The organism is Colwellia echini, from assembly GCF_002843355.2.
Classification (GTDB): Bacteria; Pseudomonadota; Gammaproteobacteria; order Enterobacterales; family Alteromonadaceae; genus Colwellia; species Colwellia echini.
On sequence record NZ_PJAI02000005.1, the window covers coordinates 1 to 23,392 of the forward strand.

General features: G+C 36.1%; 23 protein-coding genes. 16 read left to right on the top strand and 7 right to left on the bottom strand.

The window, feature by feature from the left end; translation table 11 throughout:
* The first annotated feature begins 423 nt into the window (after nucleotides 1-423).
* From CWS31_RS05995 to CWS31_RS06010, 4 genes are all read left to right on the top strand, one after another.
* Nucleotides 424-774 carry a Spx/MgsR family RNA polymerase-binding regulatory protein gene (locus CWS31_RS05995; RefSeq protein WP_101344276.1) on the top strand — a complete coding sequence of 117 codons (351 nt, stop codon included), beginning with the start codon at nucleotides 424-426 and terminating at the stop codon, nucleotides 772-774.
* Between the two features lie 74 nt (nucleotides 775-848).
* Nucleotides 849-2,063, top strand: coding sequence for a succinyl-diaminopimelate desuccinylase (gene dapE, locus CWS31_RS06000; protein ID WP_425457514.1), 1,215 nt, complete (start codon nucleotides 849-851; stop codon nucleotides 2,061-2,063).
* A gap of 8 nt (nucleotides 2,064-2,071) precedes the next feature.
* Nucleotides 2,072-2,833, top strand: coding sequence for a M15 family metallopeptidase (locus CWS31_RS06005; protein WP_101344278.1), 762 nt, complete (start codon nucleotides 2,072-2,074; stop codon nucleotides 2,831-2,833).
* A 43-nt stretch (nucleotides 2,834-2,876) separates the two neighbouring features.
* Nucleotides 2,877-3,068, top strand: coding sequence for a hypothetical protein (locus CWS31_RS06010; protein WP_101344279.1), 192 nt, complete (start codon nucleotides 2,877-2,879; stop codon nucleotides 3,066-3,068).
* Between the two features lie 278 nt (nucleotides 3,069-3,346).
* On the opposite strand, the gene bamC is transcribed toward CWS31_RS06010, so the two are convergent.
* Entirely contained in the window at nucleotides 3,347-4,516 is a 1,170-nt protein-coding gene (gene bamC / locus CWS31_RS06015) for an outer membrane protein assembly factor BamC (protein ID WP_101344280.1), read from the bottom strand.
* 323 nt (nucleotides 4,517-4,839) lie between these two features.
* On the opposite strand from bamC, the gene bcp reads away from it, so the two are divergent.
* Complete coding sequence (gene bcp, locus CWS31_RS06020; RefSeq protein WP_101344386.1) at nucleotides 4,840-5,316, top strand: thioredoxin-dependent thiol peroxidase; 477 nt, start codon at nucleotides 4,840-4,842, stop codon at nucleotides 5,314-5,316.
* Between the two features lie 137 nt (nucleotides 5,317-5,453).
* On the opposite strand, the gene CWS31_RS06025 is transcribed toward bcp, so the two are convergent.
* Genes CWS31_RS06025 through CWS31_RS06035 form a run of 3 tightly spaced genes read right to left on the bottom strand, consistent with a single transcriptional unit; the run spans nucleotide 5,454 to nucleotide 7,299 of the window.
* On the bottom strand, nucleotides 5,454-5,924 hold the full coding sequence (locus CWS31_RS06025) for a methylglyoxal synthase (RefSeq protein WP_211355801.1): 471 nt from the start codon (nucleotides 5,922-5,924) through the stop codon (nucleotides 5,454-5,456).
* Nucleotides 5,925-5,939: 15 nt separating this feature from the next.
* On the bottom strand, nucleotides 5,940-7,049 hold the full coding sequence (locus CWS31_RS06030; RefSeq protein ID WP_101344281.1) for an AI-2E family transporter: 1,110 nt from the start codon (nucleotides 7,047-7,049) through the stop codon (nucleotides 5,940-5,942).
* A gap of 31 nt (nucleotides 7,050-7,080) precedes the next feature.
* Complete coding sequence (locus CWS31_RS06035) at nucleotides 7,081-7,299, bottom strand: sulfurtransferase TusA family protein (RefSeq protein WP_101344388.1); 219 nt, start codon at nucleotides 7,297-7,299, stop codon at nucleotides 7,081-7,083.
* 253 nt (nucleotides 7,300-7,552) lie between these two features.
* Between CWS31_RS06035 and CWS31_RS06040 the strand changes: the two genes are divergently transcribed.
* The 5 genes from CWS31_RS06040 to CWS31_RS06060 all read left to right on the top strand — a co-directional run bounded on the left by CWS31_RS06040 (nucleotide 7,553) and on the right by CWS31_RS06060 (nucleotide 12,914).
* A complete protein-coding gene (locus CWS31_RS06040; RefSeq protein ID WP_101344282.1) occupies nucleotides 7,553-8,164 on the top strand; it encodes a hypothetical protein in 612 nt (203 codons plus the stop codon).
* Between the two features lie 100 nt (nucleotides 8,165-8,264).
* Nucleotides 8,265-9,791 (top strand): beta-barrel assembly-enhancing protease, encoded by a 1,527-nt coding sequence (gene bepA / locus CWS31_RS06045; protein ID WP_246143396.1) that lies wholly within the window; start codon nucleotides 8,265-8,267, stop codon nucleotides 9,789-9,791.
* 140 nt (nucleotides 9,792-9,931) lie between these two features.
* Nucleotides 9,932-10,282, top strand: coding sequence for an arsenate reductase (glutaredoxin) (gene arsC, locus CWS31_RS06050; protein ID WP_101344283.1), 351 nt, complete (start codon nucleotides 9,932-9,934; stop codon nucleotides 10,280-10,282).
* Nucleotides 10,283-10,341: 59 nt separating this feature from the next.
* Complete coding sequence (locus CWS31_RS06055; protein ID WP_101344284.1) at nucleotides 10,342-10,746, top strand: DUF2069 domain-containing protein; 405 nt, start codon at nucleotides 10,342-10,344, stop codon at nucleotides 10,744-10,746.
* 212 nt (nucleotides 10,747-10,958) lie between these two features.
* Nucleotides 10,959-12,914, top strand: coding sequence for a hypothetical protein (locus CWS31_RS06060; RefSeq protein WP_101344285.1), 1,956 nt, complete (start codon nucleotides 10,959-10,961; stop codon nucleotides 12,912-12,914).
* Between the two features lie 40 nt (nucleotides 12,915-12,954).
* On the opposite strand, the gene hda is transcribed toward CWS31_RS06060, so the two are convergent.
* Nucleotides 12,955-13,662, bottom strand: coding sequence for a DnaA regulatory inactivator Hda (gene hda, locus CWS31_RS06065; protein WP_101344286.1), 708 nt, complete (start codon nucleotides 13,660-13,662; stop codon nucleotides 12,955-12,957).
* A complete protein-coding gene (locus tag CWS31_RS06070) occupies nucleotides 13,659-15,263 on the bottom strand; it encodes a DUF2066 domain-containing protein (RefSeq protein ID WP_101344287.1) in 1,605 nt (534 codons plus the stop codon). The genes hda and CWS31_RS06070 overlap by 4 nt, the downstream gene beginning before the upstream one ends.
* Before the next feature lie 289 nt (nucleotides 15,264-15,552).
* Here CWS31_RS06070 and purM point away from each other — a divergent pair, with 289 nt between their 5' ends.
* The gene (gene purM / locus CWS31_RS06075) at nucleotides 15,553-16,593 is read left to right on the top strand and encodes a phosphoribosylformylglycinamidine cyclo-ligase (protein WP_101344288.1); all 1,041 of its coding nucleotides are present in this window, start codon (nucleotides 15,553-15,555) and stop codon (nucleotides 16,591-16,593) included.
* 202 nt (nucleotides 16,594-16,795) lie between these two features.
* Complete coding sequence (gene purN / locus CWS31_RS06080; protein ID WP_101344289.1) at nucleotides 16,796-17,437, top strand: phosphoribosylglycinamide formyltransferase; 642 nt, start codon at nucleotides 16,796-16,798, stop codon at nucleotides 17,435-17,437.
* 126 nt (nucleotides 17,438-17,563) lie between these two features.
* Here purN and dmeF read toward each other — a convergent pair whose 3' ends face one another.
* Nucleotides 17,564-18,565, bottom strand: a complete 1,002-nt coding sequence (gene dmeF, locus CWS31_RS06085) for a CDF family Co(II)/Ni(II) efflux transporter DmeF (protein ID WP_101344290.1) — start codon at nucleotides 18,563-18,565, stop codon at nucleotides 17,564-17,566.
* 162 nt (nucleotides 18,566-18,727) lie between these two features.
* Between dmeF and CWS31_RS06090 the strand changes: the two genes are divergently transcribed.
* From CWS31_RS06090 to CWS31_RS06105, 4 genes are all read left to right on the top strand, one after another.
* Nucleotides 18,728-19,003 (top strand): metal/formaldehyde-sensitive transcriptional repressor, encoded by a 276-nt coding sequence (locus CWS31_RS06090; protein WP_101344291.1) that lies wholly within the window; start codon nucleotides 18,728-18,730, stop codon nucleotides 19,001-19,003.
* Between the two features lie 38 nt (nucleotides 19,004-19,041).
* Nucleotides 19,042-19,581: a manganese efflux pump MntP gene (locus CWS31_RS06095; RefSeq protein ID WP_101344292.1), complete on the top strand. Its 540-nt coding sequence runs from the start codon at nucleotides 19,042-19,044 to the stop codon at nucleotides 19,579-19,581.
* Between the two features lie 514 nt (nucleotides 19,582-20,095).
* Complete coding sequence (locus CWS31_RS06100; RefSeq protein ID WP_101344293.1) at nucleotides 20,096-20,611, top strand: hypothetical protein; 516 nt, start codon at nucleotides 20,096-20,098, stop codon at nucleotides 20,609-20,611.
* Nucleotides 20,612-21,036: 425 nt separating this feature from the next.
* Nucleotides 21,037-23,352, top strand: coding sequence for a YgiQ family radical SAM protein (locus tag CWS31_RS06105; protein WP_101344294.1), 2,316 nt, complete (start codon nucleotides 21,037-21,039; stop codon nucleotides 23,350-23,352).
* Nucleotides 23,353-23,392: the final 40 nt, after the last annotated feature.

The window sequence follows — 23,392 nt, forward strand, 5'->3', positions numbered from 1 at the left end:
CAGCGAGAATTAAAAGGTTTAAAAGCAAGGCATTGATTGAAGAGAATGGTTATTCCCTTGTCAAAATCAATAACGCAGCTTGTAAACCTTTTAAAATCGCCCTCTGGGAGCTATCTCGATACCCACTAACATCGTTAAATTTATTTGATTTAGAATGACTAAACCGAAACAAATTTGCCTTGTTAATGAGTATCGAATATAGCTCTGAGTTGAGAAGAAACTTAATCAAATTGGTATTATAGCAGTTCATTAATTAACTTGTCATTAGCGTTAACGATAACTGCAATGTTTTAGTCTGCTACGATTAGACAATAGAGTCATCACGGGTATATATGTATCCTTAAAAAATTACTGCTAAACAGTCATAGATAAAATCTGATAACATAGTTACTTCATTTATTAAGAACTTACATCAGGAATACTATGATCACCTTATACGGTATAAATAACTGCGACACAGTAAAGAAGTCAACTAAATGGCTTGAAGCAAATAACATAGCATTTGAACTTTATGACTTTAAAAAGCAACCCTTAACTACTGAGTTATTAACAAGCTTTGTTGAATTAAGTGATTGGTCTTTATTGTTAAACAAACGCAGTACAACTTTCCGTAATTTACCTGAAGAGATAAAAAATAATCTTACCGACGAAGTTATGTTCGCCGCCGTACTTGAACAGCCTCCCCTGTTAAAAAGACCATTATTACCATTAAATGGTGAGCTAAACTTAGGTTTTAAACCTGAACAATATCAAGCTATATTCACAGCAAAGTAATTAATCTATAAATTATATTCAACGATATGTCATAAAACGCCCATTTAAAAAAGGTAATCATTGTGAGTCAAGTAGTGCCAAACGAGCAAAGCCCTGTTATTGAACTGGCAATAGATCTTCTGTCTAGAGCTTCCGTGACCCCTGAAGATGCAGGCTGTCAAAAGTTAATAGCAGAACGTTTATCTGCTGTTGGTTTTACCAACGAAAGTATGGTTTTTGCTGATACCACTAACCTTTGGTCTCGTCGTGATACTAATATTACTATCGAAGATCAAGCTAAAACGCCAAATACTCCAAGTAACAACAGTAATGATATTGTCTTTTGTTTTGCAGGTCATACCGATGTAGTGCCTGTTGGTAACCTTGATTTATGGAATACACCTCCATTTGAGCCAACGATTATCGACGGTATGCTATATGCTCGTGGCGCCGCTGACATGAAAGGTAGTTTAGCGGCGATGATAGTAGCGACTGAACGTTTTGTTGAAGATCATCCTGATCACCAAGGTTCAATAGCTTATCTGATCACCAGTGACGAAGAAGGACCATTTATTAATGGCACCACCAAAGTTGTTGATACGTTAGAAGCTCGTAATGAAAAAATAACTTACTGTATAATTGGTGAGCCCTCAAGTACAAATAGCGTTGGCGATATTGTAAAAAATGGCCGTCGTGGCTCTATTTCTGCAACATTAACCGTAAAAGGTAAACAAGGTCATGTTGCCTACCCTGAACATGTTAAAAATCCAATTCACTTAGCTATGCCGGCATTAATTGAGTTAAGCCAAGTTGAGTGGGATAAAGGTAATGATTATTTCCCAGCAACAAGCTTTCAACTTTCTAATATAAACTCAGGTACTGGCGCAACTAATGTCGTCCCTGGTCATATTACCGCGTTATTTAATTTACGTTACAGTACTGAATTAACCGACGAAATTATTGTTGAACGAGTTGAGGCAATTCTTAATAAGCACCAACTTGATTACGACATAGATTGGACTTTCAACGGTAAGCCGTTTATTACTGAGCATACCGGCGCTGAACATGGTTTTTTACACGCTGTAAGCCAAGCTATACTTACCGTAACAGGTAACGAAACTCAACTTTCAACCTCTGGTGGCACCTCTGATGGTCGTTTTATCGCACCAACAGGCGCGCAAGTGATTGAATTAGGGCCATGTAACGCCACAATACATCAAGTGAATGAGTCGGTTTCATGTGACGATTTAGAAAAGCTAGTTGATATTTATTATCATTGTTTAGTTAATGTTTTGTGTTCACATAAATAGAGTTAACTATGAAAACTAATACAACTAATACAACTAATACAACTAATACAGATCATACAAGTAAAAATATAGCTCAAGTTTCCTTTGACCAATTACTCGGAAAAACAGAGCAACATCTTTGTCATTTATATGACAATGTATTTATTCATCAAGGAATGAAAAAAGATTTTGAGTCTCTTGTCGCTTCAGCACGGCTTGATGGTATTGAAATAAAAGTGGCGAGTGGCTTTCGCTCTTTCGATAGACAACTGTTGATTTGGAATAATAAATTCTCTGGTAAAACATCAATTAAAAATGCAGCCGGTGATATTATTAATCCTGAATTATTAACCCCACTTGAATTAATACATAGCATTTTGTTGTATTCTGCCCTGCCTGGTGCCAGCCGACATCATTGGGGGTGTGACATTGATGTATATGCGCCTAATTTATTAGCTGATGGTTACCAATTACAACTTGAACCATGGGAATACAATGAACATGGTCCATTAGTAAAGTTGTCAATTTGGCTTAATAAGCATGCTCATAAATTTGGTTTCTACTTTCCTTACGCGATATTTAAAGGCGGTGTTGCTCATGAACCTTGGCATTTGTCTTATTTGCCATTAGCGACACAATATCAACATAGTTTTGACTTGGAACAATTAAGTAAAACATTAATGACCAGTGTATTGTTAGGAAAGGAAGTTATTATTAATAACCTAGACGATATCGCCAAACGCTATATTAACAATGTATGCTCTGCGCCAAGTAATGTTATCATTGAATAGTAAATACTCATTACGACTACCGAAATAAATAACAGGATTTCAAATGGATAACTGGTTAGCTATTTTTATGATTGTGATAACTATCGTTATCATTATTGGTAACTTAAGTACCTTTCAAAAAAGCTCAAAACATAAAATGCGAAAAAAAAGTTTAAATGAATTAGAAGAAACCTTACCAAGAAGTAATAAAACCGATCATAAAATGCCGTCAATAAACAAAAACAAACAAAAATAAACATCAGTAAACACTTGTTTTTTTAAAGTTAAATGACGTTACCATCATGCAAGGTTAGCCATTCTACCGTTCTATTTCAGTACATTCCTTATCTCGAACTCAGGTTATTGTGGGACTATAAACGTTACAAATTTCAGACATAAAAAAACTCCAATACTGGAGTTTTTTTATGTCTTTTAACAAGACTCTTTCACTAAAACTACACTTGGCTATTTATGAATAGCTAATTTATAAATAGCCTATTCATAAATTAGCCAAGTGTCAGTTATTACACCTTGTTAGAAGATCTCTCTAAACGATAACGATGGTTCTACAACAGGGAACACTCGTTCTAATGTTTCTGAGGTCAACGGCGTACCATCTTCCTTGTAAATAGTAACAGCGGTTTTGTGTTCAACATCATCAAGAGGTGACAATACAAATTGGTACTGTACTTCATCTACTTCAATTACAGAAACACCATCACCCCAAATAGTATCCCAAATACTGGTATCTGGTTTAACAAAATCGACATAGTAAATTTTATTTTCTTCATTAAGATCTGTAATAGTAAAACCATGTTTTTCAAAGAACAACGGCATACTATTCCATAAATCATCAATGCCAAGTTCAACAATATAAGCTGGTTCACCCGCAGCATTTTCACCTAATTTAACTAGTTTCTGGTTAGCGCGTGCTAATCTATCTTTGTGCTGCTGAATACGATATTCATAATCAACTGAAGCAATTAATTCATTTAACATCGCTTTTTCGGCGCGTTGCTTATCAATAGGATCCATGGTTTTACTGCCACCATCTTCATCCGTTTGTAAGAACTCAACCACAGAAACTCGTAACGATACACTGCGGCCATGAGCTTTGGCTAAAATTTGAAAGCGATAACGAACACTTTTAGCTAAAACGATATCGGTAAAAATCCAACCTTCTTCAACTTCATTGTGATACCAATTAGATTCAATAATTGCGGTTTTGATACCGTCACGTTGAATACTAGTTTCTTTTAAGCTAGTTGAACCTTCAATGACTTTACCTAGAGTAACTTCCTGATCTTCGTCAACAAAATTATAACCAACACCATCTGCAGCAAGTTTCCTTTCAACAACTTTTTCAATTAAAGTCATTAAATCTTGATCTTCTAATACTTTATCAAACCAGACAATAGCAATACCTGATTCGTCTACCACACGTGACGAGCTGGCAACTGGCATAACAAGCGACGGAGCTCTAATATCTACTTTTTCGCCAATTGGGCCTGCATGGTTTACTTTATTGGTAATGTAATATTCTTTTGACTGCTTAGGCTTATCTAAATCAGCGGGGATCACTATACCTTTAGCTTCTTTCTCATCTTGATAATCAAAACTTCCAAGCGCTTGCTTATTATTAATAGCACCGCATGATGTTAGTGATAGTGCTAACAGTGATAAATAAAATACTTTACAACTCATTAAAACTCCTGTGGTTTAGGTTGTCCACACGCAATATAGACGATAAATATCATCTAAAATATACTTCGACAACAACCTACTAAGTCCACTAAAAATACTCTGATAAAAACAAGGCTATATAATGCGCCCCATGGTACTTCGCTGATTTTACAAACACAAGTTATATGACCACAAAAATGCAAGATGATTCCAACTTTAATTATGATAAGTTACAATGTAACTAGCTTGACTCCTAATCCACGCATTTGTTCGTCAAAACTTACACCGCTAAGTTCTTAGGTTAGTCAAATTTATGCTTTCTATAAAATATGAGTGAATTTACCATGAATACATTAAACGTCGGTGATGTAGCACCACTATTTACCCTAGCCAATGAAAACAATGAATCTGTATCACTCGCTGATTATATTGGTAAACAACAAGTACTGGTTTACTTCTACCCTAAAGCAATGACCCCTGGTTGTACCGTGCAAGCGCAAGGTTTACGCGATATTAAAGCTGAACTTGAAGCCTTAAATACGGTTGTATTTGGGATTAGCCCTGATGAAGTTAAACGTTTGACAAAGTTTTGTGAGCGCGACGCGTTAAACTTTTCATTATTGTCTGATGTAGACCATCAAGTTGCCGATGCCTTTGGCGTTTGGGGCTTGAAGAAATTTATGGGCCGAGAATACGATGGAATACATCGTTTAAGCTTTTTAATTGGTTTAGATGGTAAAATTAGCCATGTTTTTAATAAGTTTAAAACCAAAGATCATCATGAAGTTGTATTAGCCATACTAAATGAATTACAGCAATAAATTCATTTCAAGACATTTAGTAATACTGAAAAGCCCAAGTAATATAAATATCACTTGGGCTTTTTTATCTAGCCGTGTCTTATCTTAAATTAGCTTAGAATTCGTCTAGAGCTGAAATTTAGTAGTGAAACCATGATTTACACCTTACTCGTCCGTTTACTCAAATATGCTTCATAATCTGGAATTTCAATCATACTGTCTTGAGTCATTAACGCAGAGTTCATTAAAAAGTTTGCGCTCGATTTATTGGTAGCAACTGGAATGTTCCATACCGCAGCCAGTCTCAATAAAGCTTTAACATCTGGATCATGGGGCACCGCATCTAAAGGATCCCAAAAGAAAATCAACACATCAATTTTACCCTCACAAATAAGTGCGCCAAGTTGTTGGTCGCCCCCCATGGGCCCTGAAAGTAAACATTTAACAGGTAAACCTATAGCTGAGCTTAACAATGTTCCTGTAGTGCCTGTCGCGAATAAACGATGAGGTTTTAAATCTTCGATACGTTTACTAGCCCAATCAATTAAATCGGCTTTTTTATGATCATGTGCAACCAATGCCATGCGTTTACTCGCCGGTATTAGTCTTTTAGTGTACGTTATGTCCATTTACTATCCTTATATTTATTTTTCTTCCACAACGCCTGGCGTAGTTTCACTAATAAGTTTTTGATCAGGCTCGATTTCAGGAATTGATGGCCAAGCATTAATAACGGCCTTAACAAGCGTAGCTAACGGGATAGCAAAAAATACTCCCCAAAATCCCCAAAGACCACCAAAAAATATTACCGCAATGATAATGGTAACAGGGTGCAAGTTAACAGCTTCAGAAAACAATAAAGGAACAATAACATTACCATCAATCGCTTGAATAATTCCATAAGCAAGCATTACGTAACCAAATTCACTACTAAAACCAAATTGAAATAATGCCACTAACATTACAGGAAAGGTCACTACGGTAGCGCCAACATAAGGCACCAATACTGACAGCCCAACTAAAACTCCAAGCAGTAAAGAATATTGTAAATCAAGTAACATAAAGGCAATGGTTGTTGCTGTTCCTACAATAATAATTTCAATAATTTTTCCGCGAATATAATTTAGAATTTGTTGATTCATTTCAATACTGACTTTATTCGCCATACGGCGCTCTTTTGGTAAAAAGAAGGTAATACTACCGATAAGTTCAGACTTATCTTTCAAGAAGAAAAACACCATTAGTGGTACAAGAATCAAATAAATGAGTAAGGCGACAATATCAGAAATAGCATTGAGTGAGCCTTTTAGTCCTAATTGCCCCCATTGCAAAAAGTTATTTTTAATCATCGCGATTATGCTTTTTATTTGTTCCACATCAACCAGATCAGGGTATTTCTCAGGCAAGGTCATTAAAAATCCTTGAGACAAGGTGAGCATGTGCGGAATTTCTTGCAGTAAATTGCTACTTTGTTTCCAAATAAGCGGCAGTAGGACAAAAGCTGCTAATAACGCAAAACCTACAAAGGTGCTAACGACAATAACCGTTGCCAAGGTGCGCGACATAGCATTATGCACTAACTTATTTACCGGTAGATCTAATAAAAAGGCTAATACGATTGCAACAAATACCGGCATCAGTAAATTACTAAAAAAAGTTATAAACAAAGCGATACTAATTAAAATAACAACCAGGGATACGGCATGGGGATCTGAAAATTTACGTTTGTACCATTCACTAAATAATTTATACATAACAACCTATTTAACCTTATTGGCAATATACTTATATTTTAATACTAATTTCGACCAAATCATTATCAATATTTTTTTGTTGATAACGAAAGCCTTGTTTATTTAATAACTTGGGGATATCGGTTAATGAGCCTGTGTCATTTATAATTATCAAGCACACATCACCTTTGTTCATTTTTTTTAGTAATAAACGTAGGTTAATCAAAGGGATTGGGCATTTTTCACCGCTTCCATCATATTTATAAATCATATAACATCTATTATTTAAAACAGCTATTTCAAACATAGCTTTAGTTTAATTCTCAAATTTGCGACAATTAATAATTTAGGTAAACGATTGCCAGAGCAATGTGACTGTTTGTACCAAGGTAAGTTATCATAACTTACCTCTATAACTGTTAACATGCAAAGTGTTTACCTGTGCATTTAATACAATGCAGCTTAGAGTTGTCTTTATCAACTATGGCTATGCAGAACAACTACTCCTCAGGAATTTTAATTACATGAGTTCATTAAGCGCTAACGCAAGCTTAAAAGAAATAAATGCTTACAAAAAGCAATTAAATTGGGGCGAAGTATCTGCAATTTATCAACTATTTTCTTCATCGCTGAGTGATTTAGATGGCATACTTACTCATGGTTTTGATAGTGCCTACAAACAGGTATTAAACCCAAACTCGTGGAATTTAGCTTTATTAGGTAAAACTATAAAAACCAGTGGTAAGTTTACCATGCAATATAAACCACAAATAAGTTTGCGCCATGAGTTTAATGACATGGGTTATGAATTACATTGTTACCCAGTTGTCGATGGTGAAATTATCACCCAAGCAATGAGTAATAACGAGAAGTGCCCTTTTATGCAATGGATACCCGAGAAGATGCAAATGCTTTTTCGACTTAATAGTTTTGTCGCGTTTGCTATTTATTGTTTTCAAAGTGGTGATGAAGCGGATAAAGCACTATTAAGATTTGCCCACTTAAAGGTTGTTTCTTTAATTGCAAAATTAAACGAATCTTTTCAAATTGATGTGGTCAAAGGCTATAGTATTGCTGAATTTTATCAAGAAATAGCTAAACGAAATGGCGATATACTTATCCAAACCCCAAATTAAGCCAAAAAAAATTAACCCGTAATTTTCACGTTCAGTTATTTAATCTCCGAACTTACTCCGAATTTAGGAAGTCATATTGTTTACTATGAAGTTGCTTACTATGAAGTTTAATTTAAAGTCTCATGTAATGATTAAATCATTTTACAAAATAATCTCTATAAAAATGTTTAATATCTTCCCGTTAATGATCAGCTTATTGTTAACGCTTGGCATAGCAACGATTACAAGCCCATTGGCCTACGCCATTGAAAACAATAAAAATAAGCTGCCCGATATTGGAATTTCAGGGTATAGCATTTTATCTATCGATAAAGAGCTACAAATTGGTCAGGCTATGATGAGACAATTACGTGGCTCTCAACCTTTAATTAATGACCCAGTGTTAAACGAATACATAAATCACTTAGGTAATTCCTTAGTAAAAAATGCTCAAGGTGTTAACTATTCGTTTGAATTTTTTCTCATTAATAATAAAGAATTAAATGCTTTTGCCTTTTTTGGTGGCCATGTTGGTATTCATAGCGGTTTGGTGACCACGGCTGATACTGAAAGTGAACTAGCCGCGGTTATAGCCCATGAAATATCACATGTTACCCAGCGCCATCTAGCCCGCCGACTTGAGTCGCAAAGCCAATCACAAGGCTTAACTATGGCAGCAGTACTGTCGAGTGTATTAATTAGTTTAGTTAACCCTACCGTAGGTATGGCAGCATTAAGTGCCAGTATGGCGTTAAGTCAACAAGCGAGTATTAACTATACCCGTGGTAATGAAAAAGAAGCCGATAACGTTGGTATTTCATTATTAGCCAACAGTGGTTATGATCCGCAAGCAGCGGCAAGCTTTTTTGGTAAGATGTCTGAAAAATACCGCTACGCTAGTAAACCACCTGCTATGTTATTAACGCATCCTTTACCTGATTCTCGTATTACAGAAGCGCGTCAACGTGCCTTAAACTACCCTGCCCGCCCGTTACCTCCTAGCCTTGACTTTGAGTTAACAAAGGCAAGATTACAAGCACGATATGAAGGAGATAAACAGTCAAACATCAACTATTTTAAAGGGCTGTTAGCTAAAAAGCGTTACACATCTAAAGAAGCTGCAATGTATGGTTTAGCACTATCTTATTTTGAAAATAAACAACATGTAGAAGCGCTTGAGTTATTAGAAACGCTATTAAAAAAAGATAAAAACAATTTGTTTTATGTGGATGCTATTACCGATGTGTACATTGCAAATAAGCAAATACCAGATGCTCTAGCAATGCTTAAGCAACTCAATATGTTTATGCCTAATAATCAAGTTGTCAGTTTGAACTACGCGAATGCTCTTCTTAGTGCGAAAGAGTATGATCAAGCAATACAAATATTGAAAGATTATATCTCGATCAATCAAGATAACTATATTGCCTACGATATTTTAACAACTATCTATCGCGAGAAAAAAGAACTTGGTTTAATGCACATGTATAAAGCCGAAATATATGCCTTGCTAGGCGGCTATTCAAAAGCGGTAGAAGAGTTACAAACAAGTTATCCTCTACTTGATACTAGACCGTTAATGCAAAAGAGAATTAAAGCCCGAATATTACAATTACAAGAAGATGAGAAACGTTTACAACGTTTATAATGTTATGTAGCGCCAATTTATACCGTCATATTAATTAATTGTCCGCTTGGGCTAGCATAACCAGTAAAAACTAAACGCGTTGCAATCAAAACTCAGATAAGCAACTTATCTTTACAACTATTTTTAACAAAGGAAATACCATGTTTACTATTTACCACAATCCTCGCTGTTCAAAAAGCCGTCAAACGTTAGCTTTACTTGAAGAAAAAGCCAGCCAATCTCAACAGCAAATTACTATAGTAGAATATTTAAAAAAACCATTAACTGTTGATGAAATTAAACAATTGTTAGTGCAACTAAATTGTACTCCCATAGCTATGATGCGCACTAAAGAAACTGAATTTAAAGAACAAAACCTAAAAGGTGCAACTGACGCAGAGCTTATTACGGCTATGGCGAATACCGCAAAATTAATAGAACGCCCTATTGTCACCAATGGCAGTAAAGCTATTATTGGTCGACCTCCTGAAAATGTTTTAAGCTTTTTTTAGCGCTAACCTTTTTAGTACTAACCAATACCCTTTTATATTATTGAACAGATAAGCAGGCCATGAATAAACAAAGATTACTCACCAGTACCTACAAAAAAATAGCATTATCAGGTTATTTTTCATTACTTGTTTTTATGCCGCTGTGGTTAATTGTACTTAGTCCGAGCGCAAGTTTAAGTATAACCACGGCATTAGTAATGTTTTCCTTACCCTTATTATTTCCATTAAAAGGGTTATTACAAGGCAACCCTTATACTTATGCTTGGTCAAACTTTATTGTGTTAATCTATTTTATACACGGTTTAACAACACTTTGGGTGTTACCTGAAGACAGAATTTGGGCAGTATTAGAATTAATATTTGCCAGCGCTATGTTTTTTGGGGCAACCTATTACGCTAAATTTCGTGGCCAAGAGTTAGGCTTAAGTTTACGAAAGAAAAAAGATGAAGAAGCGAATCAGTAGTATTAATGTAAGCCATTAAGATTGAAGCAATACGTAAATGATATTGATAAAAGTTCAGACAGTCATTTCAGACAGTAAAGAAGGAATAATTAATGTGCTTATTGATTTCTGCTAGAAGGTTCCCCTTAACAGGCTACGGCTACCGCTCAATCAGACCTTTTTCACTCAGATCTGACTTAATCCGGTCTTGCTTATTCAAGTCCGGATTAATTATGTCTACATCAATGCTACTATTTGCTTGTGATAGTAACCGTTTCATTGATAATGATAACCTAACACAAGCAAGTATAATACAATTAGATGACACCCAAAATATTAACCAAAGTGTTGATCTTCTTCTTTATTATCCTGATGATACAGTCAGTAACATAACCTGGCAACAAACCAGTGGTGAGCCAGTCGCTATTTTAACGAACACCAGTAAAGTTATCTCTTTTACGCCAAGTCAAGCCGGTGAATATAACTTCAGTGTTACCTTCTCTTTGAATGAAGAACCACTGAAAACGCTAACTAAAGCAATTACCATAAATGATGATGAACATCAGCTGACCGCCCGGTTATCACATACTGTTTTAAGTGATAATAAAGTATCTTACCGTACACAAATACAGAGTAACATTGATAGTTCCACCATCACTTGGCAACAAATAACAGGGCCAAAAGTTACCTTAACTACTGATGACAACACTAATAATATAGCTGACGGTACTGGTGATTTAGCGATATTTTTTGATGCACCACAGGTTGATAAAGACACCATTATTACCTTTAACGTATCTGCTACCGACGATAATAATATAACTTACCACGATCAAGTAGGCGTATTAGTTGAGCCAGCCGCTGAGATCAAAAGTAATGCTTATTTTTCTGATCGCAAAGCCACTGTTTTTCCTTATAACACTAACAGTCCCTATGCCCAAAACATTGTCGAATGTGTTTATTCAAATACATTATCTAGTTCATGTAGCTTAGCTAAAACACCTTTACTTGCTGCTGAGGTTATAGAACAGAGCTTATCTGTAGCGCCAAGCATAGACGCGATAATGGACAGAGTTGTAGTGTCTCATCAATGGATGGGTGATAGATTCAGAGACTTTTTAATCAACTATGATACCAACGACGACATTAAATACTTACTTAGAGCAACCACTGCTATTGTGATCTCTTATGATATACGCCCTTCTTTTTATTGGGCAGCAACTGGCGCTATCTACTTAGATGCTGAAAACCTATGGTTAACAGCAAATGAACGTGACACGATAAACGAGGCTCCAGATTATCGCGCTAATTTTGGCAATGATTTACAGTTTGTTATGCCGTGGCGCTATGTAAAAGACAACGTCTATGCCTACAGAAGCTATAGTAAATTAAACAGAGTTGATCGCACGGCTAATGATGCGTTATATCGATTAACATCTTTGCTTTATCATGAATTAGCTCACGCTAATGATTTTTTTCCAAGTAACGAATGGTATATTCATGACAGTGATGAACGAGTTCTTGATGCAGCGGTCAATAGCAATTTTGAATCAGATTTACTTGCGGTAAGTTTTCCATTGGCAAGTCAAGAAATGCGTAATTTAGGACAAGTCAGTTTTGCCGGTGAGGCGGCGAGCCCTACCCAACAAAACTACTTACCTGCTGATATTGAAGGCTTCTTTAGTCCTGATAGTGCTTCAGATTTCTATTCTTATTCAAGTTTGCGTGAAGATTACGCCATGTTGTTTGAAGAGTTAATGATGCAGCACAGATTTGCTGTATTACGTGATCTTGCCATTACTAACCAACCTACTGGTGACACTATTTCAGCCAGCGATTATATAGTTACTTGGGGACAACGTGGGCGAATAGGCGATGAAAAACTGAAAGACCGAGCACTTTTTACTTTAGAGAGAGTATTGCCTGAATTAGAAAGTGATACTGTTATAGCGCAGCTAGCAACACCTGTTACCATGACTAAAGGTAATAACTGGATTGAAAACTTAGCCATTAGCACAACAGTGGCAAGTAAGGCCAATACAAAGCAAAGCTTATTGCGCAGTAATCATCTAAGTACTAATCATGATATTGAGGAAACTGAGTTTACCTCAACGGTCGAGGCTGATTCACAACTAATACAGGTAAACCACGGTACTCGTTATTACCAAAAACCTTTGCCTGATCATTAATAGCTATCTCCATATTAAGCATTAGGCGCTAGGTTTTAGGTTAAGGTAGATTAAAAACTTCTTTAATAAAAGGTATCGTAATTTTTCGCTGCTCTTGGATTGACGCTTTATCTAATACATCTAGTGACTCGATCAAACTGCCCATATCGCGACTTAAACGGTTCAGTAAGAACTTAACCACTTCATCAGATATAATAACGCCTCGTTGCGTAGCTCTATGCTGTAATGCTGCTATTTTTTCTACGTCATCAAGGGGTTTTACTTGTTCGGTTAGCCCCCAAGTGAGCCGTGAAACTAAATCAGGTAAACTAATGCCAAGTTGTTGAACACTTTCATTGGCTGAGATTAGAAAATAATTGTTTTGCTCAAGCACACGATTATATAAATCAAATATGGCTTGTTCCCACAACTTATTACCAGCAATTAAATGAATGTCATCAAGGCAAATCAAATCAATTTGCTCTAACCCTTCTAACACGGCTACGGGTAACTCAGTTAATTCAGCACAAGATAAACAAACCGAAGACTTACCTAACTGTGCCGCATAACTACTACTAGCATGTAATAAGTGTGATTTACCCGCACTAGGTAAACCAAACAAGTAAAACCCGTGAGGCGTCTCTTGTTTTTGTTCAATAAAAGCTTTTAACTGACTAACAATATTTACGTTAACTTCACTCTTATAGCTATCAAACGTCTCATCGTCAGGCAATTGTACCTTTAAGGTTAATTGAGCAACCTGTTTCATCCTTGCTTCCATGAAAAAACAAGAATATTTGGTGTAATAGTTAATGGTATTTTATTTTCGACTTCATCTGCCATTTTATCTACAGTTAATGTATTTAATTGCTCTTCTGCAGAAAGCTCCATTTCATCAGTCAATTCTATACTCTCAGTAGCCTCCTCAATACTTGTTTCGGTACTATTATCTAAATTCTCTTCCAAGTCTTGATGAAAATCACCTTGAATGCTCGCCTTCGCATAAGTTTTTTCCGACGCAAAAGTTTCAGCTACATCACTTTCTTGTTTAACATTATCTTCTTCAACATTAGCATCAGCAACTGGCGCTTCAAAAAGATTAATTACATTTTCAGAATCGCCTAATACAATAACTTTCATGCCTTTGTACATCATTTCATTGTTATTAGTCGTTTCAATCTCTGTAGAGTCTGAAACCATAGTTTCGTCTTGTTGCTGTGCAAAAGGTTGAGGTTCAGTAAATATAGGCTCAGCTGATAAAGGAGCAACAATAGGCTCTACTACTTCTTCTAATGTTGGTTCGATTTGTTGAGTTAGTTTATCATTAAGCTTTAATGAAGCGATAAACGATTGTTCAGAGCCAAGTAACTCCAATTGAAAACGACGAACATCACCCTGTGCACTGATCAAGGTTACCGCTTTCACTGCCGATAAATTTGCTAAAAAATCAAATAACTGAGTATCGTCTTTTAATGAAGCTACCTTATTAACCTCAATCACAAAGTCATTTTCTGTATTGGCAGATAAGGCATACGATTGATAAACTAATTCGGTAATATCTGATAAGCCTTGGTTTATCAGAGTAACAGTATCAACGCCTTGGTATTGCTGAGTATATAATGCACCTTGAGTATACATTTTCCAATCAAGCGCTTTAGGCGTTACAACCACTTGGTCTTGGCATAATAAACCACAAGAAATATTATTTTGTGTTTCGGCCATTTTTTTAGCCTCATCACTAACTAACGTAGAATCTGACACTCTCATGACAATTACCATATCGGCAAAGTAACGTGAAGATGCTTGTTGAATTTGCTCGGGCATGTAACCCCAAAGATCACTTTCCGATATTTGTACACTGTCATCAAAATCCATTAACGGCATAACAATAGGTAAACCACGTTGTTTAGAAAAATCAGTTACACTTGTTGGAATAATGGCTTCGCTATCATAGGCTATAATAGTTCGACTATCGCCTTGCTCATCTATTAACCACAGCAGCACTTGCGGACGTAAACTGCCCCATAGTGCTAAGTCGGCTTGTTTAAACAGCGCATTGACTTTTTTCTCGTTAAAACTGACCACCAAACTTAATTGATTATCGACTCGTTGATAACGATATTGGTTAACATAACTACTGGCTCGGTTTTGTGCTTTAACTAAAACGTTATTCTGCAATATGCTCTCTTTACCGCCAATTTTTAAAAATACCCCTTGTAAAGCTGACGATATAGCAAGTTCACGTTGCTCACTTGATTGTGAGTCAACCACTACAGTAACTTGATATAAATCATTTACTTCTAAGGCAACAGCTTTAACACTCGAAAGTAAAAAGCACAGTAAAAACAACAAAAACGGGAATTTAAACATTCTAAATTTAAACACTCTTAACACTCTAAACATAGTAAGCTAACTTAAAAATCACTTGAAATAGCGCTTTTCAAAAGCACTGTCATTACATGCGCATTATATTATCACAGTATTATCGCAGTGCTCACAATTAACCTCTGCAATTATCAATAATTTCAATTAATATCGAATCATTTTAAAAACCATTTGATAAAACAAAGACAAGATCGCTTTATCACCTTGAGTATGTTTGGTTCCACTGGTAGAATACGGCCCATAAAATACTGTCGGTAAATTCTGAGGTTTCCCCGTGAGCGAACAAAAACAGTCGTTAAGCTATAAAGATGCTGGTGTTGATATTGATGCTGGTAATGCCCTTGTTGAAAACATTAAAGGTGCGGTAAAACGTACTACACGCCCAGAGGTAATGGGTGGTTTAGGTGGTTTCGGCTCGGTATGTCAATTACCTACAGGTTATAAAGAGCCTGTATTAGTTGCTGGCACCGATGGTGTTGGCACTAAATTACGTTTAGCTATTGATTTAGCTAAGCACGATACTGTAGGTATCGACTTAGTTGCTATGTGTGTTAACGATTTAATCGTTCAAGGTGCTGAGCCATTATTCTTCCTTGATTATTATGCAACTGATAAACTTGATGTTGCGGTAGCTTCTGCAGTTGTTGAGGGTATTGCTGAAGGTTGTATTTTATCTGGTTGTGCGCTTGTTGGTGGTGAAACTGCTGAAATGCCAGGTATGTACCACAAAGGCGATTACGATATTGCTGGTTTTTGTGTAGGTGTTGCTGAAAAATCTCGCTTAATTGATGGTACTAACGTTGCTGCTGGTGATCAACTTATCGCACTTGGCGCATCAGGTCCTCATTCAAATGGTTTTTCATTAATTCGTAAAGTATTAGAAGTAAACAATACTGACACTAACGAGTTACTTGACGGTAAGAAAATTGCTGATCACTTAATGGAGCCAACTAAAATCTACGTTAAATCGGTACTTGAATTGCTTAAAAGTGTTGATGTTCACGCCCTTTCTCATATCACTGGTGGTGGTTTCTGGGAAAATATTCCACGTGTATTACCTGAAACTGCACAAGCAGTAATAAAAGGTGATAGCTGGGCATGGCCAAGTATCTTCAACTGGTTACAAGAAAACGGTAACATTACAACACATGAAATGTACCGAACTTTTAACTGTGGTGTTGGTATGGTTATTGTTGTACCAGCTGATAAAGTTGAACAAAGTATTGAAATATTAACAGCGCATGGCGAAAAAGCTTGGCACATTGGCGAAATCGCTGATTTACCAGCAGATGCTGAGCAAGTTGTTTTTGCATAGTCATTAATTGCTAGTTAACTATTTATTAAAAGGGCTATAAAAGCCCTTTTATTTTATCTCCAATTTAGGGCTGTTGAGCTTTTAGGGTTGAATTTACTTAATTTAAAACGGATTTAATTTAAAACGTTTTTAAGTTAAAACTGTTTAAATTTAACCAAAGAGCAGCAGTTCCTAATAATACCTTTAAACACAAGGAAAACTCATGTCGAGTAGAATAGTTGTATTAATCTCTGGCAGCGGTACTAATTTACAAGCAATAATAGATGCCTGTGATGATAAAAATTATCCTGGCGAAGTAGTCGGTGTACTTTCTAATAAAGAGGATGCTTACGGATTAACGCGTGCTAAAGATGCGAATATAGCCACAGTATCACTTTCTCATAAAGCGTTTACAACTCGTGAAGATTACGACCAAGCATTAATTGCTAAAATTGATGCTTTTGATGCAGATCTTATTGTCTTAGCCGGTTTTATGCGTATTTTAACACCTGCTTTTGTACAACACTTTCAAGGTAAATTGATCAATATACATCCTTCTTTGCTGCCTAAATACCAAGGTTTAAATACACATCAACGTGCAATTGACGCTGGCGAGACTGAGCATGGCGTTAGTGTGCATTTTGTTACCGAAGAGTTGGATGGTGGTCCAGTCATTTTACAAGCTAAAGTTCCAGTTTTTGATGGTGATACGGTAGATGACTTATCTGCTAGAGTACACGAGCAAGAGCACCGCATTTATCCACTTGTGGTTAAATGGTTTGCTGAAAAACGATTAACCATGCAAGGTGACAATGCCGTATTAGACGGTAACGTTTTAGCGGTATCTGGTTACGCTAACGATTAAACAAGATTGAGGTGTTATCTTAACCCATAACACCTCAGCTACCGAAATATCAGCTGCATAATACCTACAAAAAACTGTTTTAAATACTAACTTGCTACCTTACAACCACTTTCCACGTCCCCTTATTTATATTTGATTCACTTCAATAGTAATATGCGACAATTCAGAGAATTGCGCTTGAAGTAACTTAGTATAATAACTTGGCTGATGTGATTCGCTTGTAGAAATTGACGCCATTAATGCTTGCTGACCAGAAGATATTTGCCAGATATGAATATCGGTTACAATTGCCTCTTTTTCATTGCTCATTATCTCAACCGCTTTTGTTAACATGCTAACATTGTCCGACTTATCTAATAAAACCTCACTAGACTCCTTAATTAAACCGTAAGACCATTTAGCAATAACAATCGCGCCAACAATCCCCATTAGCGCATCCATCCAAATCCAACCAAAATATTTACCTGCTAATAACGCTATAATGGCAAGTAATGACGTTAAAGTATCTGCTAGTACATGAAAATAAGCTGCCTTTAAATTATGATCATGATGGTGAGAGTCATGCTTATGTTCGTGTGCGTCATGATGCGTTTGGTGTTTAACATCATGTCCATGCACAACATGACTGTGGTTATGAGTATGATGGTGATGGTGATGGTGATGGTGATGGTGATGGTCATCATGTAACACAAAAACAGACACAACATTAACCACTAATCCAATAATCGCGACAATAATAGCTTCATTAAAATGAATGCTTTGCGGCTCAATCAAACGATAAGCCGACTCAGAGGCCATCATCAATGCAACAACCGCTAACGCAATAGCGCTAGCAAAACCACCCAAATAATTTACTTTTCCTGTACCGAAACTAAATTTTTTATTATTTGCATGTTTTTTGGCATAGCTATACGCAAAAATAGTAATTAAAAATGCTGCTGAATGCGTGCCCATATGCCAACCATCAGCAAGTAAAGCCATTGATCCTGACCAAGTACCCGCGGTAATTTCAAGGATCATAATTACCGTTGTTAACCAAAAAACAATTTTAACTTTACTTTGGTTTTGCTGGTTATCAACAGAAAATTTATCTGCATGAGTACATTGAATTTTGTTTACCTTATTCATGTTTTGCCTTAATAATTATGATTTAATTAAAAATGTCGAAATTACTAATACGAGTTATTATCAGTAATTACTGTTATGACTTAAACACCATTAGTAGTGTTTTGTAATAACTATCTATATACTATACCCCAGTATACTATTGATCAAGTTAAAGGATAAATTATGGCGCATACTATGGCAGGCAATAAAAAACTGTTAACACGAGTTCGTAAAATCAAAGGCCAATCAATCGCATTAGAGAATTCACTGGAAGGTGAGCATGAATGCTTGAAAGTTTTACAACAAATTGCAGCTATTAAAGGTGCGGTTAATGGCTTGATGAAAGAAGTATTAGAAGGTCATTTACGAGAACACCTTGCTGCAGAAGACATAACACAAGTACAACGAATGGAAGAAGTAGAGCAAGTTATTTCTATTCTTAAAAGTTATTTAAAATAGCTAGCCTATTTCCCTAAAAATTAAATAGAGAGTTTTATATGATAGAAATAATAATTTTAGCCATCGCCTTAAGCATGGACGCTTTCGCCGTATCGATTGGTCTAGGTGCAAAACATAAAGATAAAGCCAAGTCGTTAGCCTTCATGGCCGCAATATATTTCGGCTTTTTTCAAGGTATAATGCCTTTACTTGGTTATATAGGAGGTAAGAGTTTATTAGGCTTGTTAGCATCCTACGCATCATGGATAGCGTTTTTATTGCTGGTGATCATAGGTATTAAAATGATTTACGAATCTTTTGAAACAGATAACGCTGACGATATAATTAACATAACCCACCGTGTAATGTTAATACTAGCTATTGCAACGAGTATAGATGCCATGGCTGCCGGCTTCTCTTTAACTGTATTAGCTGTAGACCCTTTAGTCGCTTGCTTTATTATCGGTATAATGACTTTTAGCTTTAGCTGGTTCGGGGTAATAATTGGCGCAAAAACAGGTACTTGGTTAGAAACTAAAGCGGAGCTTTTAGGCGGTGTCACATTAATATTAATCGGCTTTAAAATATTACTCACCTAAACTTATATAACTGTTAACTTATCCATATCCTTTTCCTACCTCAAAGACCCGTGCTTTGAGGTAGTCATTTCAAACCTTCCTTTCTGCTTATCGCAACATAATTAATAGCCGACTCAATAGCTAATTTAATCACTAACCTGAGAACGGGATAATGAAAATGTAAAGTATAACAATATCAACTAGTTGTAATCATGCATCTACAATGGTTTTAGTTATTGAGAGCTTTCTTAAAGAATGAATAGGGATAAATAATGCTGTCGCAGCACTTTTTTATCCCGTACTCAGGTTAAATTTAAGCTTAATCATTAAACGTAAATCCCCTCCTACTAAATACCTATAATAATACCTATAAAAAATATCTACAGATAAATATGAGTAAATAAATAACAAATAATGCTTGAATACTCTACAAAAACGACGTACTGTACAAATATACAGTATATCTATTTAGCACAATTATTACCTAATAAATTATTACCTAATAAATAATCGCTAATAAACACGAGGTAGCACCATGTTTTCAATTAATACATCTAACAATAATCCAAGCACAACAATGGCAAGTTCTATCACTAACACAATTATAGCTAATCAAACTGAGTTAGTAGTAAACCAAGCATGGTTAAAGTCTGACATTGTTGAAAACCATACTGAGTTATCATTAAAATATGCTGATATTTGCCATCAACATAATCAACAAAAGAAGTGGGTATTGTTTATAAACCCTGAAGAGTCATCATTAGAGCAATTAGCAAAAACTCATGGAATTGATATTTCAAAAATACTTTGTGTTAGCTTTAAAGGTAAAAATAAAGTCAATAATATTGTTGATGATAAATTTGCCCATTTAGATATAGAGCAAATAAAAAGTGTGTTGAGTCGAGGAAATTGTTCGGCGGTTATTCTTTCCAATGCAACTTTTAGTGCAGACCAAATGCAAGCACTTGATAGCAGTGCTAGATTAGGTGAAACCCATTGCCTAGTTTTAAAAAACAACAGAAGCAATGAAATCTCACTTAACGTGCACTAACAGTTTAACTTTAACTATTATAGCTAACTTGAATTTAACATTTTGTTAAATTCAAGTTAGCTATAATAGTTAGTTACCATATTTGACATAACATAAATATCCCTGCCTCAACCAGAAGTCTATTTTAGTAAAATAGGCTTCGTCTATGATTATCTTAGCTTGTGATAGGTAGTGTACTTCCACATTATCTACCAATATCAACTACACATCACTGGTATCAATAACACAGTAGTAACAACATCAAGTAATTTTCAACAATTACTTTATCTTAAACCGCTAAAAACACACTCACCTGTACAAAAAACCAACGAATAAACTTAGGCTTATTTATTAAATCCTGCTATAATCTCGCGCCCGCTATTGCGGTAAAATACCTGTTTGGTATTTCAACTTACAATCAGTTAACCCCCAACGGGAATGGTGATATGAATTCAGTAAAACAACAAATAATTGCTAAAAAACAACAGGGATTATTTGATTATCCAAAATACTGGGCTGAATGCTATGGCACAGCACCATTCTTACCTATGACTCGTAAAGAAATGGACGTACTCGGTTGGGACAGCTGTGACATCATTATTGTCACTGGCGATGCGTATGTTGATCATCCAAGCTTTGGTATGGCAATTATTGGTCGAATGCTTGAAGCACAAGGTTTTAGAGTAGGTATTATTGCCCAACCTGATTGGCATTCAAAAGATGCCTTTATGGAACTAGGTAAACCTAATTTATTTTTTGGCGTTACCGCTGGCAACATGGACTCCATGATTAACCGCTACACCGCCGAGCGTAGAATGCGTCATGACGATGCTTATACGCCAAATGATGAAGGTGGAAAACGACCTGATCGCGCAGTGACAGCTTATACACAACGCTGTAAAGAAGCTTTTAAAGGCGTACCTGTAATTATTGGTGGTATTGAAGCGAGCTTACGAAGAATTGCTCATTACGATTACTGGTCAGACAAAGTTCGCCGATCCGTTTTGTTTGATTCAAAAGCTGATTTATTAGTGTTTGGTAATGCCGAGCGCCCGTTAGTAGAAATAGCACATCGCATCGCTAATGGTGAAGATGTTAAATCAATTACTGATGTCCGCGGTAGTGCCTTTTTAACTAACCAAGTACTTCCTGGTTGGAAAGGTATTGATTCACGCGATATAGACAGACCAGGTAAGATTGATCCTATTCATAGCCCTTATGAAGAAATTACTCCACAAAGTTGTAGTGATAACGAAGCAAAAACGGCAGAAGATGCGCTAGCTAAAGATGCTACATTAGATGTAACTAAAACCGCACAGCCTATTCAAATAGCAGATTATCGTAATAAAACCTGGGAAAATAAAGCTAAGCCTTGGGAAACTACATATATTAACTTGCCAACTTTCGATCAAGTTAAAGATAATAAAATACTATATGCACATGCCTCACGTATTTTTCATCAAGAAGTTAACCCAACATCAGCTAAGCCATTAGTACAGAGCCATGGTACACGTCTTATTTGGTTAAACCCACCAGCTAAACCTTTATCAACTGAAGAAATGGACGGCGTATTTGGTCTCGCTTATAAACGTGTACCACATCCAAGTTACGGTAAAGCAAAAATACCTGCTTATGACATGATAAAAACCTCGATTAATATTATGCGAGGCTGTTTTGGTGGCTGTACTTTTTGTAGCATAACTGAACATGAAGGTCGTATTATTCAAAGTCGGTCGCATGAATCTATCATCAACGAAATTGAAGATATTAAAGAAAAAGTACCAGGATTTACTGGTGTAATTTCTGATCTTGGTGGTCCAACAGCTAATATGTATCAGCTTAATTGTAAGAGTGAAAAAGCTGAAGCGACCTGTAGAAAACCATCTTGTGTGTGGCCAACTATTTGTGGTCATTTAGATACCGATCATACGCCAACTATCGAACTATATCGTAAGGCACGCGCGGTTAAAGGTATCAAAAAAGTATTAATAGCATCAGGTGTTCGTTACGATTTAGCCATTGAGCACCCCGAATATGTTGAAGAGCTTGCAACTCATCATGTTGGCGGCTATTTAAAAATAGCACCAGAGCATACTGAAAAAGGTCCACTTGATAAAATGATGAAGCCTGGTATGGGCAGCTATGATAAATTTAAAGAGTTGTTTGATCACTACTCAAAAGTTGCAGGTAAAAAACAATACTTAATACCGTACTTTATTTCTGCTCATCCAGGTACAACGGATAACGATATGGTTAACCTTGCGCTGTGGTTGAAAACTAATGATTTTAAGTTAGACCAGGTGCAAAACTTTTATCCATCGCCTTTGGCGAATGCAACCACGTTATATCACACAGAAATTAACTCGTTGCGTAATGTCACTAGTAAAAACATCGCAAAAGAAGGCGGCAGTATTACTGTACCTAAAGGGACAATTCAGCGTCGGTTACATAAAGCTATTTTACGTTATCATGATCCGCTTAATTGGCCTCAAATTCGTCAAGCGTTAACAAAAATGGGCTTAACTAAACTCATTGGATCTGGACCTGACTGCTTAGTTCCGAAAGAAACTCGCAGCGAACAACAAGCAAATAAAGGTAGACAAGGTAAGAATAACTCGCAAGGCTTTAAAACAAGTCCAGGTCAAATAAGAGCTAAATCAGGACAAGGTAAAGCAAAACGTACACCACAGCATAAAAAAGGCTTAACTCGTTTTTCTAACGATCAATTTAACGACAGAAAAAATAATAATAAGCATAACTAGCCTTAGTTTACTTAGCCAAGCAATACAAAAAATCAATGAC